Source organism: Streptomyces sp. NPDC058469 (assembly GCF_042721125.1).
Taxonomy (GTDB): domain Bacteria; phylum Actinomycetota; class Actinomycetes; order Streptomycetales; family Streptomycetaceae; genus Streptomyces.
Map to the genome: position 1 here is coordinate 1 of NZ_JBHXME010000197.1, position 18,252 is coordinate 18,252.

Genomic DNA, 18,252 nt, shown 5'->3' on the forward strand with positions numbered 1-18,252 from the left:
GCCGCGACCATTGGTCGCGGCCCTCGCCGGTTTTGTGGGGGATGTCTCCTTCGGTTCGAAGATCACCAGGTCAGAGCGTTGCCGGACGCTCACGGAGCGCCTCCGTTCGGCTCCCCCGAGTGGCCGTCGGCAGGCCCGGAGCCTAGCGTCGTACTAAAATTTCCGGCTTGTTACGGAACGGAGCTGGAGCTGGACAACCCCAGGCATACCTGCGGGCCCGCCAGCACCCCGGAAGTTACCGGGTTCGAGACGCGAGGACCGATGGCAGCCATACACGAGAGCAGTGCTCTCGGACTGCTCGACGATGAGATCCGCACACAGTTCGGCGATACGGCACGTTTCTCCGCGGCGCCCGCCGCCTCGGCCCGCACGCTCGTCGACATCCTCGACGCGTCGGTGCGGTCGTACCCCGACGAGCTCGCCCTGGACGACGGCACCGTCCGCCTCACCTACCGTGCGCTGGCCGTCGAGGTGGAGACCCTGCGCCGCACTTTGGCCGCGGCCGGTGTCGGCCTCGGCGACCGGGTCGGCGTGCGCGTCCCGTCCGGTACCAACGATCTCTACGTCGCGATCCTCGCCGTGCTGGCCGCCGGCGCCGCCTACGTCCCCGTGGACGCCGAGGACCCCGACGAGCGGGCCGAGTTGGTCTTCGGCGAGGCGGACGTGCGGGCCGTCATCGGCGCCGAGCACGCGCTGACCGTCCTCGGGCGCAGTGACGCCCCGGCCGCCCGGCCCGGTGTCGAGCAGGACGCGTGGATCATCTTCACCTCCGGCTCCACCGGCAAGCCCAAGGGTGTCGCCGTCACACACCGCAGCGCGGCGGCCTTCGTCGACGCCGAGGCGGCGCTGTTCCTCACCGAGGACCCCATCGGTCCGGGTGACAGGGTCATGGCGGGGCTGTCCGTCGCGTTCGACGCGTCCTGCGAGGAGATGTGGCTGGCCTGGCGCTACGGCGCCTGCCTGGTGCCCGTGCCGCGCTCCCAGGTGCGCAGCGGCGCCGACCTCGGCCCCTGGCTGGTCGAGCAGGACATCAGCGTCGTCTCGACCGTGCCGACCCTGGCCTCCCTCTGGGAGCCCGAGGCGCTGAACGACGTACGCCTGCTGATCTTCGGCGGTGAGGCCTGCCCGCCCGAGCTGGTGCAGCGGCTGGTCACGGAGGGGCGTGAGGTCTGGAACACGTACGGGCCGACCGAGGCGACCGTCGTGGCCTGTGCCTCCCTGATGACCGGCGCCGAGCCGATCCGTATCGGACTGCCGCTGAACGGCTGGGAGTTGGCCGTCGTCGACGAGGCCGGGGTGCCCGTACCGATGGGCGGCAGTGGGCAGTTGGTGATCGGTGGCGTCGGGCTCGCCCGGTACCTCGACCCCGAGAAGGACGCGGAGAAGTACGCGCCCCTCGAATCGCTGGGCTGGGAACGGGCGTACCGCAGTGGCGACTTGGTCAAGGCCGAGCCCGAGGGGCTGATCTTCCTCGGCCGGGCCGACGAGCAGATCAAGCTCGGCGGGCGCCGGATCGAGCTGGGCGAGGTCGACACGGCGCTTCAGGCCCTGCCCGGAGTCGCGGGTGCGGCTGCCGCCGTGCGTACCGCGCGCAGCGGCAACCAGCTCCTCGTCGGCTATGTCGTCACCCAGGAGGGCTGGGACCAGGCCGCCGCTGTCGAGAAGCTGCGCGCCGAACTGCCCGCCGCCCTCGTGCCGTTGATCGCGCCGGTCGAGGATCTCCCCACCCGCACCTCCGGCAAGGTCGACCGCAACGCGCTCCCGTGGCCGCTCGAAGGCATGGAGACCGGCGGCGCCAAGGAGCAGCTCTACGGCACGGAGGCCTGGCTCGCGGAGCAGTGGGCCGAGGTCCTCGGCATCCCCGTGGGCAGCGCGGCCGACGACTTCTTCGCGATCGGCGGAAGCAGCCTGGCCGCCGCCCAGTTGACGACGCGGCTGCGCACCCGGTACCCGAGCGCGGCCGTCCTCGACATCTACCAGCAGCCGACCCTGCGCAAGTTGGCCCGCCACCTGGAGGATTCGGCGCAGGGCGACGGCACCGCGCGGGTGATCGCGCCGGTGCCGACGCGCGCCAAGGTGATCCAACTCCTCGCGCTGGTCCCCCTGTTCACGCTGGTCGGCCTGCGCTGGACGGTGGCACTGGCCGCGCTCGGCAACGTCCTTGGTGGTTATGCGTGGCTGCCGACCGCCTCCTGGTGGCTGGTCGGCGCCGGCGCACTCCTGCTCTTCAGCCCGCCCGGCCGGCTCGCGATCGCCGCGGGCGGTGCGCGACTCCTGCTGCGCGGCGTGAAGCCGGGACGCTACGACCGCGGTGGCAGCGTCCATCTGCGGCTGTGGGCGGCGGAGCGGCTGGCCGAGTTCAGCGGGGCGACCGCGCTGACCGGGTCCTGGCTGGAGCGGTACGCCCGTGCCCTCGGCGCCAAGATCGGGCCGGACGTAGACCTGCACTCGCTGCCGCCGGTCACCGGCATGCTCAAGCTGGGCCGCGGTTCCGCCGTCGAGTCCGAGGTGGACCTGTCCGGCTACTGGCTGGACGGCGACCGCCTGGAGGTCGGCCCGGTCAAGGTCGGCGCGCACGCCGTCGTCGGCACGCGCAGCATGCTGTTCCCCGGCGCCCGGGTGGGCAAGCGGGCCGAGGTGGCGCCGGGTTCGGCCGTCACCGGCACGGTCCCGACCGGCCAGCGCTGGGCGGGCGCGCCCGCGGTCAAGCTCGGCAAGGCCAAGCACAACTGGCCCAAGCAGCGCCCGCAGCGGGGCACGTACTGGCGTGTGATGTACGGCCTGATGGGCTTCGCGCTGACCCTGCTGCCGGTGGTCGCCGGTGCCGTCGCACTGCTGGTGGCGAGCGCGTTCATCGCGCCCGGTGACGGTCTCGGCGAGGCCCTGCGGGGCGCGGCGGTCGCGCTGGTCCCGGCGACGCTCGCCTTCGGACTGACCTACGCACTGCTGATCCTCATCGGTGTACGACTGCTCAGCCTCGGCCTGCGCGAGGGGACGCACCCGACGCACAGCCGGATCGGCTGGCAGGCGTGGACCGTGACGCAACTGATGGACCTCTCCCGCGAGACCCTCTTCCCGCTGTACGCCGGGCTCGTCACGCCGGTGTGGCTGCGGCTGCTCGGGATGCGGATCGGGCGCGGCGCCGAGGTGTCGACCGTGCTCGCGCTGCCTAGCCTGACCACGGTCGGCGAAGGTGCGTTCCTGGCCGACGACACGTTGACCGCGCCGTACGAACTCGGTGGTGGCTGGATGCACATCGGGCGGGCCGAGATCGGGCGGCGGGCGTTCCTCGGGAACTCCGGGATGACCGCGCCGGGGCGGAGCGTGCCGGACGGTGGGCTCGTCGGGGTGCTGTCGGCGACGCCGAAGAAGGCGAAGAAGGGCACGTCGTATCTGGGGCTGCCGCCGGTGAAGCTGCCGCGCAGCACGAGCGGCGGCGACCAGAGCCGGACGTACGACCCGCCGGCGCGGCTGCTGTGGGCGCGCGGGCTGGTGGAGCTGTGCCGGATCGTGCCGGTGTTCTGCTCGGCGGGGCTGGCCGTGCTGACGGTGGCGGCGCTGTGCGCGCTGGGGGTGTGGGCGCCGCTGTTGTCGGGGCTGGTGCTGCTGGCGGTGGGCGCCGCGGCCGGACTGATCTCGATCGTGGCCAAGTGGCTGCTCGTGGGGCGGCACCGCGGTGCCGAGCACCCGCTGTGGAGCGGTTACGTATGGCGCAACGAGCTGGCGGACACCTTCGTCGAGGTCGTGGCGGTGCCGTGGCTGGCCGGTTCCGTGCCGGGTACACCGGTGCTGACGGCCTGGCTGCGCGGGCTCGGCGCGCACATCGGCAAGGGCGTCTGGGTGGAGAGCTACTGGCTGCCCGAGACCGACCTGGTGACCCTGGAGGACGCCTCCACGGTGAACCGCGGATGTGTGCTCCAGACCCACCTCTTCCACGACCGGATCTTGCGGACGGATACTGTGGTCCTCCGTGAGGGCGCGACGCTGGGTCCTGGCGGAATCGTCCTGCCCGGCAGCGTGGTCGGGGCCCGTACCACTCTGGGTCCCGCATCGCTCGTGATGGCGGCGGAGTCCGTCCCGGACGACACCCGCTGGCTGGGCAATCCGATCGAGTCATGGCGACCCTGAACACAGGTCACGCGGCGTCGGCTTCGGAGGGCGGTGCACGGGTACGGGATACGAGCACAGCGCAGGGAGCAGACGCAGCAGTGACCGTTCAGCAGGCGGCGGGTCCGGACCCGTATTTCCCGGCAAACGGCGATGCCCGCTACCGGGTGCACCGCTATGAGCTCGCGCTGGACTACCGTCCCGGCCCCAACCGTCTCTCCGGCACGGCACGCATCAACGCCATAGCCGGCCGTGCTCCGCTGCCCGAATTCCAGCTGAACCTGGGCGACTTCAAGATCGGCCGGATCCGGGTGGACGGCCGCCAGCCGCACTACACGCACCGCGGCGGCCGGCTGCGCGTCCGGCCCGCGAAGCCGCTGCGGGCCGGTGCCGCGTTCACCGTGGAGGTCCACTGGTCGGGCAACCCCAAGCCGGTCGCCAGCCCCTGGGGCGGCCTCGGCTGGGAGGAGTTGACCGACGGGGCGCTGGTGGCGAGCCAGCCGATCGGGGCGCCGTCCTGGTACCCGTGCAACGACCGCCCCGCAGACAAGGCGTCGTACCAGATCTCGATCACCACGCCGTCGGCGTACGCGGTGGTGGCGGGCGGCCGGCTGCTGACCCGGACGACCAAGGCTTCGACGACGACGTGGGTGTACGAGCAGTCGGCGCCGACGTCGAGTTATCTCGTCGGGCTGTCGATCGGCAAGTACCAGACGGTGCTGCTGGGCGACCCCGGGCTCGGCGGGGTGCCGCAGCACGGGCACATCCCGTCGGATCTACTCCCGGAGTTCTCAAGGGACTTCGCACGGCAGCCCGCGATGATGGAGCTGTTCCAGGACCTGTTCGGGCCCTACCCGTTCGACGAGTACGCGGTCGTGGTGACCGAGGAGGAACTCGATGTCCCCGTCGAGGCACAGGGGTTGTCGCTGTTCGGCGCCAACCACGTTGACGGGGCCCGGGGTTCGGAACGTCTCGTCGCCCACGAGCTGGCCCACCAGTGGTTCGGCAACAGCGTCTCCATCGCCGACTGGCGCCACATCTGGCTGAACGAGGGCTTCGCCAAGTACGCCGAGTGGCTCTGGTCCGAGCGCTCGGGTGGTCGCACGGCCCACCAACACGCCGCCGCCGCACACCGGTTGCTCTCCACACTCCCCCAGGACCTGCGGCTCGCCGACCCCGGCCGCAAGTCGATGTTCGACGACCGCCTCTACGAACGCGGCGGCGTCACCGTCCACGCGGTGCGTTGCGCACTGGGCGACATCGCGTTCTTCCGGATGTTGCGCGGCTGGGCAACCCAGCACCGCAACGGGACGGTGACCACAGCGACGTTCACGTCCCACGCGTCCCGGTTCACGTCCGAGCCGTTGGACCAGCTCTTCGATGCGTGGGTGTATCGGGGTGCGTTGCCTCCGATGCCTTCGGCTGAGACGGGGATCGCGGTCTGAGGGGCCGCCCCTGTTGTCAAGGTGTACTCCGTGGCGCGAGTGTGTAACTGACGGAGTTTCAGTTGATGTCACGGGGGTGAGGTCATGGCAGCCGCATGGAACCGGGGGTCCACGGAGACGGGTGAGTGGCTGGAGGTCTACGGGGAGACCGAGCCGCGGTCCATCCCGCTGGAGCGGATCTTGGCCACGGACGCGGATGGGGCGCACCCCTTCACGGCCTATCTGTACGTCTGGACGCTCGGGTACTCGGGGGACGCTCGGCGCACGGAGGTAACCCTGCTGTTCCCGGCCGAGGGTGACTGGCGGGTGAAGGATCTCCAGGCCGTCGTGTACCACCTGCCGCCGGTGCAGGAGGAGCGGGCGTGGCGGGACACACTGGCCAAGGACCTGCAGGTGGCAGGCCCCGTGCTGGCGGCCGTCGGCACGGTCACGGCCGGCCTGACCGGCTTTCCCGAACTCAACGCGGTGGCGTCCGCGGCCGCCCATCTGAACGCGCGCAGCGCGCCCCAGATACAGAACGACGAGTGGTACGTCAGGCGAGTCCACGACACCGTCGACAAGACCCTGTACCAGGGAGTCGAGTGGATCCTCCCGCCGAGCTTCGTGAATCAGATCGGCACCCGGGTCACCGGGGCCCTGCTCGTCCAGTTCATCGGGGCCGCGCCCGCGCACGACGCTCCGCCCGAGCATCCGACGCCACCCGTCCTGGCCCACGCGATCCTCACGCACGGGAAGGAAAGCACCAGGCTGCCCGGTCCCGGGGCGGACGCCTACGTCCGGTTGCCGCTCCGGGTCACCCCCGAGGAACCCCTCGCCTAGCCCCGGCACAATGTGCCCATGACCCCACGCGCCAACTGCCCCTGCGGGCTATCCGCCCCCTACGAGAACTGCTGCGGCCGCTACCACTCAGGCACCGCCGCCGCCCCCACCGCCGAGGCGTTGATGCGCTCGCGCTACAGCGCCTTCGTGCGGTTGGACGCGCCGTATCTGCTGCGCACCTGGCATCCGCGGACGCGGCCCGCCGAACCGCTCGATCTCGATCCGGGGATGCGGTGGACGGGGCTGAAGATCCTGGAGACGGGTGGCGGGTCGGCGTTCCACTCAGCGGGGACCGTGACGTTCCGGGCCTCGTACCGGGGCGGCGCGATCCATGAGCGGAGCCGGTTCGAGCGGGTCGACGGGGCGTGGGTGTACCTCGACGGGGAGTTCCTCGAAGACTGAAGGGCTACGCCAACTGAGGCTCTACGGCGCGAGGATGTCCAGTTCCTGAAGCGCGCCCACCGTGATCTCGCGGGTCAGGGTTTCCGCGCGGAGCGCGTCGCCCTCGCGGACCGCTTCCGCCACCTGGACGTGGAGGGTGACGGCGGCCGGGTCGGGGTCCTCGAACATGACCTCGTGGTGGGTGCGGCCGGCCAGGACCTCGGTGACCACGTCGCCCAGGCGGGCGAACATCTCGTTGCCGGAGGCGGCCAGGATCACCCGGTGGAAGGCCACGTCGTGGACGAGGTAGGCCTCCAGCCTGTGGCCTCGCGAGTTGGCGACCATGCCGATCGCGCACTCGGTGAGTTCCGCGCACTGCTCCGCCGTGGCGACCTTGGCGGCGAGGCCCGCGGCGATCGGTTCGACCGCGGAGCGCAGCACCGTGAGCGAGCGCAGTTGCTGCGGGCGGTCGGCGCCGGCCAGGCGCCAGCGGATGACCTGCGGGTCGTAGACATTCCACTCGGCCTTGGGCCGCACGGTCACGCCCACCCGGCGGCGGGACTCGACCAGGTGCATGGATTCGAGGACGCGGACCGCCTCGCGCATCACGGAGCGGGAGACCTCGAAGTCCTTGGCGAGTTCGTCCGTGCGCAGGACGCTGCCCGGCGGGTACTCGCCCGCGGTGATGGCGGGGCCGAGGGAGTCGAGTACGCGGCCGTGCAACCCGCGGCCCGGAGTGGTCATGCACTCAGCGTACGGGGCGCGTCACGGAATCAAAAAGTCAGACTTATATGTCACAGACTCTTGAATTCGTCGTACCTAATCGGTTTCAGTTAGCTCGACATCAGGTGTCGACGGAGACAGTGAGGCAGCGATGCGTACCCCCCATGTCGTCGTGGTCATGGGCGTAGCGGGCACCGGGAAGACCACCATCGGTCCCCTGCTCGCGGCCCGGCTCGGCGTTCCGTACGCCGAGGGCGACGACTTCCACCCGCAGGCCAACATCGCCAAGATGTCGGCCGGGCACGCGCTGACGGACGAGGACCGGTGGCCCTGGCTGGACGCCATCGGCTCCTGGGCGCACGGGCGTGCGGGGCTCGGCGGGGTGGTCAGCAGCTCGGCGCTGAAGCGGTCGTACCGCGACCGGCTGCGGGCCGCGGCTCCCGGGGTCGTCTTCGTGCATCTGACCGGCGACCGCGCCCTCATCGAGGACCGGATGGCGCACCGGCACGGGCATTTCATGCCGACCGCGCTGCTCGACTCGCAGTTCGCCACGCTCCAGCCGCTGGAGGCGGACGAGGCGGGCGTCGCCGTGGACGTCACCGGCAGCCCGGAGCAGATCGCCGAGCGGGCCATGACCGCACTCGAACAGGTTCCCGAGCCGACCTCCTAGTACCTCCTAGTACCCCAACTCCCCGTATCCGCAAGGAATCCACCGTGACCAGACTCAGCGTCGAGATGCTGGCAGCGGACCCCGTCGAGCCCATCACCTCGGCCGGCCACGCTCAGCTGGGCATCGCCGTTTTGGCGGGCATCGCCGTCATCGTCCTGCTCATCACCAAGTTCAAGATGCACGCCTTCCTGGCGCTGACCATCGGCTCGCTCGCGCTCGGCGCGTTCGCCGGGGCGCCGCTGGACAAGGCCATCACCAGTTTCACCACCGGGCTCGGCTCCACGGTCGCCGGTGTGGGCGTGCTGATCGCGCTGGGCGCGATCCTCGGCAAGCTGCTCGCCGACTCGGGCGGCGCGGACCAGATCGTCGACACGATCCTCGCGAAGGCGAGTCCCCGGTCGATGCCGTGGGCGATGGTTCTCATCGCCTCCGTGATCGGACTGCCGCTGTTCTTCGAGGTCGGCATCGTGCTGCTGATCCCGGTCGTGCTGATGGTCGCCAAGCGCGGCAACTACTCGCTCATGCGGATCGGCATCCCGGCGCTGGCCGGTCTGTCCGTCATGCACGGCCTCATTCCGCCGCACCCCGGCCCTCTGGTCGCCGTGGACGCGGTGAAGGCCAACCTCGGTCTGACCCTGGCGCTGGGCGTCCTGGTCGCGATCCCGACGGTGATCATCGCGGGCCCGCTGTTCTCGAAGGTCGCGGTGCGCTGGGTGGACGTCCAGGCCCCTGAGCGGATGACCCCTGCCCGCCCGTCCGAGGACCTGGAGAACCGTCCGAGCTTCGGCGCGACCCTCTCCACGATCCTGCTGCCGGTCGTGCTGATGCTGTCCAAGGCGCTGGTCGACATTATCGTCGACGACCCCGAGCACACCGTGCAGCGCGTGTTCGACGTCATCGGCTCCCCGCTGATCGCACTCCTCGCGGCCGTCATCGTCGGCATGTTCACGCTGGGCCGCCCGGCCGGCTTCACCAAGGAACGCCTCTCGTCGACCGTCGAGAAGGGGCTGATGCCGATCGCGGGCATCCTGCTCATCGTCGGCGCGGGCGGCGGCTTCAAGCAGACGCTGATCGACTCCGGCGTCGGCCAGATGATCCTGGACATCTCCAAGGACTGGTCGATCCCGGCGCTGCTCCTGGCCTGGCTGATCGCGGTGGCGATCCGTCTCGCGACCGGTTCGGCGACGGTGGCCACGATCTCGGCGGCCGGGCTGGTCGCCCCGCTGGCCGCAGACATGTCGAGCACCCACACCGCCCTGCTCGTGCTGGCGATCGGCGCTGGTTCGCTCTTCTTCAGCCATGTCAACGACGCCGGATTCTGGCTGGTGAAGGAGTACTTCGGCCTGAGCGTCGGCCAGACCCTCAAGACCTGGTCCGTCATGGAGACGATCATCTCGGTGGTCGCCGGCGGACTGGTCCTCCTCCTCTCGCTGATCATCTAGGGGTACGGGAATGAGTCATCCTCTCTTCGACATCAGTGGCCGTACGGCCCTGGTCACCGGTTCCAGCCGGGGCATCGGACTCGCCCTCGCCCAGGGCCTGTTGGAGGCCGGCTGCACGGTCGTCCTGAACGGCCGGGACGGCGAACGCCTCACCAAGGCCGCCGCCGAACTGTCCGGCGACGTCCACACGGCCGCCTTCGACGTGACCGACGGTCCGTCAGTCGCCGCCGGAATCGCGGACGTCGAGGACCGAGTGGGCCCGCTGGACATCCTGGTGAACAACGCGGGCATGCAACTGCGCGCCCCGCTCCTGGAGTTCACCGACTCCGACTGGCACCGCATCATCGACACCAACCTCACCAGCGCGTTCCTGGTCGGCCGTGAGACGGCCCGCCGGATGACGGAACGCGGCCACGGGAAGATCATCAACATCTGCTCGCTGCAGAGCGAGGTGGTCCGCCCCGGCATCGCGCCCTACGCGGCCACCAAGGGCGCCCTGAAGATGCTCACCAAGGGCATGTGCGCGGACTGGGGCCCCTCGGGCGTCCAGGTCAACGGCCTGGGCCCCGGCTACATCGAGACGGAACTGACCCAACCCCTCGTCGCGGACGAGGAGTTCAGCGCCTGGGTGCGCAAGCGGACCCCGGCCGGCCGCTGGGGCACCACGGAGGACCTGGTGGGCGGAGTGCTGTTCCTGGCGTCCCCCGCCGCGGACTTCGTGAGCGGACAGATCCTGTACGTCGACGGCGGCATGACGAGCGTGCTGTGAAAGGGGACATCACCGTGCCGGACATGCTGGGCTGTGTGATCCACGGTCAGGACGACCTGCGCGTCGAGGAGTTGACGGTCCCGGAGCCCGGCCCCGGCCAGGCCCTGGTCGCCGTCCGCTACGGCGGCGTCTGCGGCTCCGACCTCCACTACTGGCGCCACGGCGGCGTCGGCGACTTCCGCCTCAAGGAACCGATGCTGCTCGGCCACGAGGTGGTGGGCACGGTCCTGTCCTACGGCCCCGGGGCCACAGGTCCGGTAGCCGGTACGGCAGTTGCCGTGCACCCGGCCACTCCGTGCGGGGTGTGCCCCGAGTGCGTGGACAGTCGCCGGAACGTGTGCCGGGACACCGCGTATCTGGGCAGCGCGGCCCGCTTCCCGCACGTACAGGGCGGCTTCGCGGCCCAAGTCGTGGTCCCCGCAGAGCAGTTGAGGCCGGTCCCGGCGGGCCTCGAACTGCGCCGGGCCGCCCTCGCCGAACCGCTCTCCGTCGCCCTGCACGCCGTACGACGCGCCGGGGACGTGAAGGGACGCCATGTACTGGTCACCGGCGCTGGCCCGATCGGCTGCCTGGTCGTCGCGGCGGCGAAGGCGGCCGGCGCGGCACACGTGACGGTCACGGACCTGCTCCCAGCTGCCTTGCGCTACGCCACCGCGGCCGGCGCCGACACCGTCGTACGGGCCGATGATCTCGACGACTCCGGGTGGCCTTCCGAAGTCGACGTGGCCATCGAGGCGTCCGGGGTGGCGGCCGGCCTCGACACCTGTCTGCGGCTGGTGCGGCGGGGCGGGGTGGTCGTGCAGCTCGGGATGCTGCCGCCGGGGCAGAGTCCCTTCGCGGGGAACCTGGTCGTCAGCCGGGAGATCGAGCTCCGGGGCGCGTTCCGCTTCGACACGGAGTTCAACGACGCGCTCCAACTCCTCGCCGTGGAGCCCTCGTTCGACGCCCTGGTCAGTGCGGTGGTGCCGGTGCGGGAGGCGGAGTCGGCGTTCGCGCTGGCGGCCGACCGGAGCCGGTCGTGCAAGGTGCTGCTGGACTTCGGGGGCTGAGCAGGGCGACCAGCACTTCAGCCGAGGCTTCGACTACGGCTTCCACAGGGGGTGTTCGCGCTTCGCCCACTCCCTGCTCACCGACCCCGTGCGCAGCCCCGCCCTGGCCTCCGGGTCGCCCAGCGCCATGCCGATGTGACCGCCGAGGACGATGCCGATCGTCAGGGCGAGCCAGTCGTGGACGAAGGTCGCGCTGGTGCGCCACATGATCGGGGTGAGGTGGGTGAACCACATCATCAGGCCCGTGGCGAGCATCACCAGGGTGGCGCCGGCGATCCAGTTGGCGTAGATCTTCTGGCCGGCGTTGAACTTGCCCGCGGGGCGGGCCGATCGGCGTTTGTCGCGCATCACGGCACCGCGCAGCCAGACGCGGTCGTGCGGGCCGAAGCGGTTGAGGAAGCCGAGGTTGACGCGGAAGCCGCGGGAGACGAGGCCGATCAGAATGGGCACGGGGAGGGCGACTCCGGCCAACTCGTGGACGCGGACGACCAGTTCACGGCGACCGACCAGCTCGGCGAACGCCGGGATGTACAGGCAGGCCGCCGTGAACACGCAGACGCCCATCAGCGCGGCCGTGGTCCGGTGCACCCAGCGCTCGGTGCGGCCGAAGCGGCGGACGCGGGCCGACGGCTCCGTCTGCGGGGCGTGGGCTTCAGCTCGTAGGGTCATCGTCGCGTCCGTTCGACTTGCCGACCCAGGCGTCGACGTCGTAGCCCCGGTCCTCCCAGTAGCCGGGCTTCACGTGCTCGGTGACCGTGATGCCGGAGAGCCACTTGGCGGACTTGTAGAAGTACATGGGTGCGACGTAGAGGCGGACCGGGCCGCCGTGGTCGTGGCTCACGTCCTTGTCCTGCATGCGCAGCGCGACCAGGATGTCGGAGCGGCGGGCCTGCTCGATGGTGAGGCTCTCCGTGTAGGCGCCGTCGAAGCAGGTGAAGCGCACCGCCCCGGCCTTGGCGCGCACTCCCGCGGCGTCCAGGAGCCGGGACAGTCGCACCCCCTCGAAGGGGGTCCCCGGCACCCGCCAGCCGGTGACGCACTGGACGTCCTTGACCAGCCGGGTCTGCGGCAGCGCGCGCAGGTCGGCCAGCGTGTAGGACGCCGGCTTGTCGACCAGGCCGTCGACGGTCAGCCGGTAGTTCTCGGCGTTCTTGTGCGGCACCGACGCGGTGACCGAGTAGTAGCGGAAGCCGCCGCCGTTCGGGAGCAGCCCGGTCAGCCCGGTGGGGTCCTTGCCGGACACGGCACCGAGGAAGCCCTCCATGCCCTTCTGCAGCGCGGGCGCGGTGACGACGCCGAGGGCGCCCAGGCCGAGGGTGCCCAGGAGGACCCGGCGGCCGAGCGGCCGGCCCTCCGCCTTCTCCGCACCATCGGACTCGGGCTGTTCAGGTTTCACGCACTCATTCGAACACCCGCGACCCCGGCACGGCCAGGGATCGCGGGTTCCCGTCAGACTTCCGTAACCACTTCTAACCTGCTTCTCAGCAACGACAGGTTCCTACGGCGTCTCCCCGGCCGCCTTCTCCAGCTGGAACGCCTCGTTGCCGAGCCCTATGCGGGCGTGCGCCTCAGGGTTGCGGGAGCGCAGGAGCAGGCCCTGGGCCAGACCGATGAACAGGGCGAGGCCGATGATGCCGGGCAGGATCCAGCTCAGGGACGAGCCGGGGCCCGCGCCGACCAGGACGTCGAAGTCCTTGACCGTGTAGACGGCGATGACGACGAGCGCGATGCCGGCGATCGCGGAGGTGACCAGCCGCCAGGCCTGGGCACCGGCGGAGCCGCGGCGGGCGAAGAAGACGATCACCGAGAGGGAGGCGGCGGCCATCAGCAGGATCACGCCGAGGGCGCCGATGTTGCCGAACCAGGTGAACAGGTGCAGGACCGGTTCGGTCGGGTCGCCGGTGGGCTTGTCGTCGGCGATCGCGAAGGCGATCACGATCACGGCGGACACGGCGGTCTGGAGCAGCGAGCCGGTGCCGGGGGCACCGCTCGCACCCGTCGTACGGCCGAAGGCGGACGGGAGCAGGCCCTCGCGGCCCATGGCGAAGGCGTACCGGGCGACGACGTTGTGGAAGCTGAGCATCGCCGCGAACATGCCGGTGACGAACAGGACGTGGAGCACGTCGGTGAAGGTGCCGCCGAGGCGGGACTCGGTGAGGTAGAAGAGCAGGCCGGCGCTCTGCTTCTGGGAGGTGCCGACGATCTGGGAGGGCCCCGTCGCGACGGTGAGCGCCCAGCAGCTGAGCGCGAAGAAGACCGCGACGCCGCCGACGGCCAGGAACATCACGCGCGGCACCAGGATGTGCGGGCGGCTGGTCTCCTCGGCGTAGACCGGGGCCTGTTCGAAGCCGAGGAACGCGGCGATGCAGAAGCACAGGGCGGTGCCGACCCCGGCGCCGCTGAGGGTGTCCGGGTTGAAGGCGTGCAGGGACAGGCCTTCCTTGGCCGGGTCGGCGACGGCGGCGATGTCGAAGATGACGACGAGCGTGACCTCGATGATCAGCAGGACGCCGAGCACGCGCGCGTTGACGTCGATCTTCAGCCAGCCGAGCGCGCCGACGACGAGCACGGCGGCCAACGCCGGTATCCACCAAGCGACTTGGAGATCGGCGTAGGTGGAGAACAGCCCGGAGACCTCGAAGCCGAAGATGCCGTAGATGCCGACCTGGAGGGCGTTGTACGCGACGAGTGCCACCAGGGCGGCGCTCGCGCCGGCGGTGCCGCCGAGGCCGCGGGAGATGTACGCGTAGAAGGCGCCCGCGTTGTGGACGTGCCGGCTCATCTCGGCGTAGCCGACGCTGAAGAGGACCAGGACGACGCCGAGGAGGACGAAGAGCAGCGGCTGCCCTTCGATGCCCATCACCGCGAATGTAGTGGGCATGACACCTGCGACCACCATGAGGGGCGCGGTCGCGGCGAGCACGGAGAGCAGCAGGCCCCCGGTGCCGAGGCGGTCGGCGCGCAGGGCGCGCTCCTGCCCCCTGAAGGTGCTGATACCGCCGCCGTCCGAGGTGGCGCTGCTCGTACTGGAACTGCCCGTCGTCATGGCGGGAACGTCCTTTCGGGGTCGCTACGGGGGCGTTGCTACGGATGCGTTTCATCGGTACGACGGCGTTACGACGTCCCGAGCGCGCTGTCGCGTGCGGCACGGAAGGCGGTGAGCGGGTCGCGGTCCGGGTAGGACCACGGCGCCGGGGTCGGGTGCTCCCCGATGCGGTGGAACAGGGCGGCGGCCTCGGCGCCGCGCCCCTCGCAGGACTTGGCGTGGGCGAGGAAGTTGAGGTCGACCAGACGGCGCGGATGGCCGCCCTCGTGCTCCCACTCCAGCCACCAGTCGAAGGCGGCCTTCATCACCTGCCGGGCCCGGCGTCCGGTCCAGTGCCCGGAGGCGGCCGGGTCGGCGGGTTCCAGGCCGGCGGCGGCCAGCACGCGGTAGCGCTCGGCGTGCGCGATGACCGGCAGGATCGCGAGCGGGGAGTCGGCGGGGGCCTGTTCGGCGGCCCAGTAGGCGAAGTCGTAGACCTCGTGCAGCGGGTCGAGGCCCGCGGTGGCCCGGCGTTCCGCGAGCCGGGCCACCATCAGATGGTGGGCGTGGTGATGGTCGGCGTGCCGGTGGCGGACCTCGTCGAAGAGCTGGACCACGCCTTCTTCGGTGCCGAGGGTGTGCTCCAGGAGGAGGAGTCCGAGCCAGGGCGTCGGGTCAACGGGCAGGCGGGCGGATGCCGTACGGCAGGCCTCGCGGGCGCGGACCGGTTTCTCCTTGCCCGCCAGCACGCGCTGGACCAGGGCCACGGCGAGCAGGACGGAGGCGTCGCCGGACTCGGGTTCGGCGAGCAGCCAGTCGCGGGCCCAGGCGGCGGTGTAGGACTCCAGGGCGAGGACGGTGACCCGGTGGGCGCGGGCGTCCCAGTCGTCGCCCGTCTGGGCGAGCAGTCCGCGCGCCGCCTGCCAGCGGCCCTGGGCCAACGCGGCGCGTGCGGCGACGAGTTGGTCGTCGTCGAGCGCGGCGTCGAAGGCATGGGACGCACGCTTGTGACGACGTCCGAGGGGTGGCGGGGGTGGGGACACCCGGGAATTCCTCACGATCCTCACGCGACACTGCTGGACATCGGCGCGCTATCGGCCGATCACGCACAGCAAACCCCCAGCCAATACTTCACGTCAAGTGCCGTACTGCTGTTACACCTGTCAACTTCCTTTGCGGGTGCGGCACTTGTGGCTCGATCCACTGCCCGGGACGGTACGCTGCCAACCGTTCACGGGTCATCGATGTGGCGTACGCCATGGCGCTCGGGCGCGCGGCGGCGGACGATGGCAGCACGGTCCCGCCGCAGCCTCCGATCGTGCCCACGGTCGTCAGCGCATCGTGACCGGGTCGACCGCCCGCTTCCGGGTACTCCCAGGGGCAAGCCGGGCCCTGGGGCGCTACAGTCGCCCAAACGCACCCCGTAGCCCGGCCTGACGATCGAGGTACGCAGCGTGTCCCTTCTGGTTCTGATGCTCGCCGTGAGTGCGGCCGGTTGCCTCGGCTTCGGGTTCGTGCTCCAGCAGAACGTGGCCCAGCAGGCACCCTTGAGCGACTTCCTCTCCCCGAGACTGCTCCTCGACCTGATGCGGGTGCCTCGTTGGCTCGGCGGCATCGGCCTGATGATCGCGGGCATGGTGCTCGGCGCGATCGCGCTCAGCCACGGCGAGGTCTCCCTGGTCGAACCGCTCCTCGCGACGAACCTGCTCTTCGCGCTCGCCCTCTCCCGCAAGCAGACCAGGCAGCCCCTGGGCCGTCAGGGCTGGGCGGGCCTCGCGCTCCTCGCGGGCGGCGTCACGACCTTCATCGTCGCGGGCGAGCCGCGCAGCGGTACGGCGGTCACGGACCCCTTCCGCCACTGGCTGATCATCGGCGTCATGGTGGGCCTGGCCCTCCTCCTCACGACCTACGCCAAACGCTCCCGCCTCAGCTCGGCCCCGGTCCTGCTCGCGCTGGCGGCAGGCCTCCTCTACGGCGTCCAGGACGCGCTCACCCGGGTCAGCGGCCAGCGCTTCACCGAGGGCGGCCTCGCCGAACTCCTCACGGGCTGGCAGCCGTACGGCGTGCTCGCGCTCGGCGTGACCGGCCTGGTCCTCGTCCAGAGCGCCTTCGAGACAGCTCCCCTACGCATGTCCCTGCCGGCCCTCACCGCGGCCCAGCCACTCGCCGGGATCATCTGCGGGGTGGGCTTCCTGGGCGACCGGCTGCGCGCCGACACCGGCGCGCTGGCCTGGGAGGCGGTGGGCCTCGCCGGAATCGTCGTAGGCATCCTGCTGCTCGGCATGCACCCCGCGATGCCGCGCGGCACGGCGAAGACGAAGCCCGCACCGGCCCTCCAGCCGCACTGACCGCCGGCCCCCTGTCCGGACGGGCATGAGCGCAGCCCTGTTTGGATGAGGCCATGAGCGCAGCTGACGAAATCCTCGACATCGTCGACGAACACGACCAGGTCATCGGCCAGTCGCCCCGCGGCGAGGCCTACGCACAGGGCCTGCGCCACCGCGCGGTCTTCGTCCAGGCCCGCGACGCGCAGGGCCGCGTCTTCGTACACCGCCGCACCCCCACCAAACTCGTCTTCCCCTCCCTCTACGACATGTTCGTCGGCGGAGTGGTCGGCGCGGGCGAGTCCTACGACGAAGCGGCGCTGCGCGAGGCCGAGGAGGAACTCGGCGTCGACGGCCTGCCCCACCCCTCCTTCCTCTTCAAGTTCCTGTACGACGACGGCGCCGGGCAGAGCTGGTGGTCGGCGGTGTACGAGGTGCGCTGCGAGCTTCCGGTCAGCCCGCAGGTCGAGGAGGTCGCCTGGCACGACTTCCTGGAGGAGGGGGAGATCGAGCGGCGGCTGGGCGAGTGGGAGTGGGTGCCGGACGGCCTGGCGGGCTACGCAAGGCTCAAGGCGTACCGGGAAGAAACGGCCGGATAGGGTCCTGCCCGTGATCGATTTTGCACGGAACGTCCGGCTGTGGTTCGCGCCCCAGGAGATCAGCGAGGAGGGCGGCACCCCCGACTACCGGTTCTCGCTGGCCAACGAGCGCACGTTTCTCGCCTGGCTGCGCACCGCGCTCGCGCTGATCGGCGGCGGCTTCGCGGTGGACCAGTTCCTGCCGGACCTGCGCTGGGCCTGGCGGGTCGGCCTGGCGCTCGCGCTGCTCGCGGCGGGCGTGCTGTGCTCGCTGCGCGCGGTCAACCACTGGGTGCGCTGCGAGCTGGCGATGCGCCGGGGCGAGGATCTTCCGGTGTCCCGTTTCCCGGCGCTGCTGGGCATCGCGGTCGCGGTGGTGGCCGTGGCGATGGTCGTCGTCGTGCTCGCCGGATGGGCGGGGTGACCCGGCCCCCGGCCCCGGACCGCGACCCGGGCCTCCAGCCGGAGCGGACCCGACTGGCCTGGCGTCGTACGACCCTGTCGAGCACGGTCGCCGCCGTCCTCGCCGTGAAAGCCTCGCTGCACGGCGGTGTACGGGTCGAGGGCGTCGTCGTCTGCGCCCTGTGCTGCGCGCTGTGGCTTGGCTTCCTGACCGTGGCCCACCGCCGCATCCGCACCCTCGCGGCCGCCGGAATCCCCCCGGCCCTGACACCGCGGCACGCCGGCGCGGCGGTGCTGTGCACGATCGCCGTGGCGGTGTGCGCGGCGGTGCTCGTGTACTGAGGGGTGGGCCCGGAGCCATGCGGGGGGGCGCACGGGACGGACCACGCACCCGCACCCGCCAACGCACGGGAGCGGGTCGTGGCGGTACGGCGCAGCCCGCCGCGTACCTGGTCCCCACCCGTCCAACTGTGGCAACACCAGAGGGGCACAACCAGCGGCGGGCTCGCCGTACCGCC

General features: G+C 71.1%; 17 protein-coding genes. 12 read left to right on the forward strand and 5 right to left on the reverse strand.

Features of this window, described 5'->3' with window-relative positions; genetic code table 11:
• Positions 1 to 261 precede the first annotated feature (261 nt).
• From ACFWP5_RS46085 to ACFWP5_RS46100, 4 genes are all read left to right on the forward strand, one after another.
• On the forward strand, positions 262 to 4,128 hold the full coding sequence (locus tag ACFWP5_RS46085) for a Pls/PosA family non-ribosomal peptide synthetase (protein ID WP_384171242.1): 3,867 nt from the start codon (positions 262 to 264) through the stop codon (positions 4,126 to 4,128).
• Between the two features lie 80 nt (positions 4,129 to 4,208).
• Positions 4,209 to 5,552, forward strand: a complete 1,344-nt coding sequence (locus tag ACFWP5_RS46090) for a M1 family metallopeptidase (RefSeq protein WP_384171247.1) — start codon at positions 4,209 to 4,211, stop codon at positions 5,550 to 5,552.
• Between the two features lie 84 nt (positions 5,553 to 5,636).
• Positions 5,637 to 6,371, forward strand: a complete 735-nt coding sequence (locus tag ACFWP5_RS46095; RefSeq protein ID WP_384171250.1) for a hypothetical protein — start codon at positions 5,637 to 5,639, stop codon at positions 6,369 to 6,371.
• 18 nt (positions 6,372 to 6,389) lie between these two features.
• Positions 6,390 to 6,773, forward strand: coding sequence for a YchJ family protein (locus ACFWP5_RS46100; RefSeq protein ID WP_384171252.1), 384 nt, complete (start codon positions 6,390 to 6,392; stop codon positions 6,771 to 6,773).
• 21 nt (positions 6,774 to 6,794) lie between these two features.
• Here the strand turns inward: ACFWP5_RS46100 and ACFWP5_RS46105 are convergent, their stop codons facing one another.
• Positions 6,795 to 7,496: a FadR/GntR family transcriptional regulator gene (locus ACFWP5_RS46105; RefSeq protein WP_384171255.1), complete on the reverse strand. Its 702-nt coding sequence runs from the start codon at positions 7,494 to 7,496 to the stop codon at positions 6,795 to 6,797.
• A 130-nt stretch (positions 7,497 to 7,626) separates the two neighbouring features.
• On the opposite strand from ACFWP5_RS46105, the gene ACFWP5_RS46110 reads away from it, so the two are divergent.
• Genes ACFWP5_RS46110 through ACFWP5_RS46125 form a run of 4 tightly spaced genes read left to right on the forward strand, consistent with a single transcriptional unit; the run spans position 7,627 to position 11,405 of the window.
• Positions 7,627 to 8,145, forward strand: a complete 519-nt coding sequence (locus ACFWP5_RS46110) for a gluconokinase (protein WP_384171258.1) — start codon at positions 7,627 to 7,629, stop codon at positions 8,143 to 8,145.
• Positions 8,146 to 8,189: 44 nt separating this feature from the next.
• Positions 8,190 to 9,587 carry a gluconate:H+ symporter gene (locus ACFWP5_RS46115; RefSeq protein WP_384171261.1) on the forward strand — a complete coding sequence of 466 codons (1,398 nt, stop codon included), beginning with the start codon at positions 8,190 to 8,192 and terminating at the stop codon, positions 9,585 to 9,587.
• 10 nt (positions 9,588 to 9,597) lie between these two features.
• A complete protein-coding gene (locus tag ACFWP5_RS46120) occupies positions 9,598 to 10,356 on the forward strand; it encodes an SDR family oxidoreductase (protein WP_384171264.1) in 759 nt (252 codons plus the stop codon).
• Positions 10,357 to 10,379: 23 nt separating this feature from the next.
• Positions 10,380 to 11,405, forward strand: coding sequence for an L-idonate 5-dehydrogenase (locus tag ACFWP5_RS46125; protein WP_384171291.1), 1,026 nt, complete (start codon positions 10,380 to 10,382; stop codon positions 11,403 to 11,405).
• Positions 11,406 to 11,438: 33 nt separating this feature from the next.
• Here ACFWP5_RS46125 and ACFWP5_RS46130 read toward each other — a convergent pair whose 3' ends face one another.
• From ACFWP5_RS46130 to ACFWP5_RS46145, 4 genes are all read right to left on the reverse strand, one after another.
• Positions 11,439 to 12,074 (reverse strand): cytochrome b/b6 domain-containing protein, encoded by a 636-nt coding sequence (locus tag ACFWP5_RS46130; protein WP_384171267.1) that lies wholly within the window; start codon positions 12,072 to 12,074, stop codon positions 11,439 to 11,441.
• The gene (locus tag ACFWP5_RS46135; RefSeq protein ID WP_384171271.1) at positions 12,058 to 12,801 is read right to left on the reverse strand and encodes a molybdopterin-dependent oxidoreductase; all 744 of its coding nucleotides are present in this window, start codon (positions 12,799 to 12,801) and stop codon (positions 12,058 to 12,060) included. The genes ACFWP5_RS46130 and ACFWP5_RS46135 overlap by 17 nt, the downstream gene beginning before the upstream one ends.
• 102 nt (positions 12,802 to 12,903) lie before the next feature.
• A complete protein-coding gene (locus ACFWP5_RS46140; protein ID WP_384171274.1) occupies positions 12,904 to 14,451 on the reverse strand; it encodes an APC family permease in 1,548 nt (515 codons plus the stop codon).
• A gap of 68 nt (positions 14,452 to 14,519) precedes the next feature.
• The gene (locus tag ACFWP5_RS46145; protein WP_384171277.1) at positions 14,520 to 15,473 is read right to left on the reverse strand and encodes a hypothetical protein; all 954 of its coding nucleotides are present in this window, start codon (positions 15,471 to 15,473) and stop codon (positions 14,520 to 14,522) included.
• 411 nt (positions 15,474 to 15,884) lie between these two features.
• Between ACFWP5_RS46145 and ACFWP5_RS46150 the strand changes: the two genes are divergently transcribed.
• Genes ACFWP5_RS46150 through ACFWP5_RS46165 form a run of 4 tightly spaced genes read left to right on the forward strand, consistent with a single transcriptional unit; the run spans position 15,885 to position 18,076 of the window.
• A complete protein-coding gene (locus tag ACFWP5_RS46150) occupies positions 15,885 to 16,778 on the forward strand; it encodes a DMT family transporter (protein ID WP_384171280.1) in 894 nt (297 codons plus the stop codon).
• A 53-nt stretch (positions 16,779 to 16,831) separates the two neighbouring features.
• Entirely contained in the window at positions 16,832 to 17,353 is a 522-nt protein-coding gene (locus ACFWP5_RS46155) for an NUDIX domain-containing protein (protein WP_384171283.1), read from the forward strand.
• Between the two features lie 10 nt (positions 17,354 to 17,363).
• Positions 17,364 to 17,756: a YidH family protein gene (locus ACFWP5_RS46160; protein WP_384171286.1), complete on the forward strand. Its 393-nt coding sequence runs from the start codon at positions 17,364 to 17,366 to the stop codon at positions 17,754 to 17,756.
• Positions 17,744 to 18,076, forward strand: a complete 333-nt coding sequence (locus ACFWP5_RS46165) for a DUF202 domain-containing protein (protein WP_384171289.1) — start codon at positions 17,744 to 17,746, stop codon at positions 18,074 to 18,076. The genes ACFWP5_RS46160 and ACFWP5_RS46165 overlap by 13 nt, the downstream gene beginning before the upstream one ends.
• Positions 18,077 to 18,252: the final 176 nt, after the last annotated feature.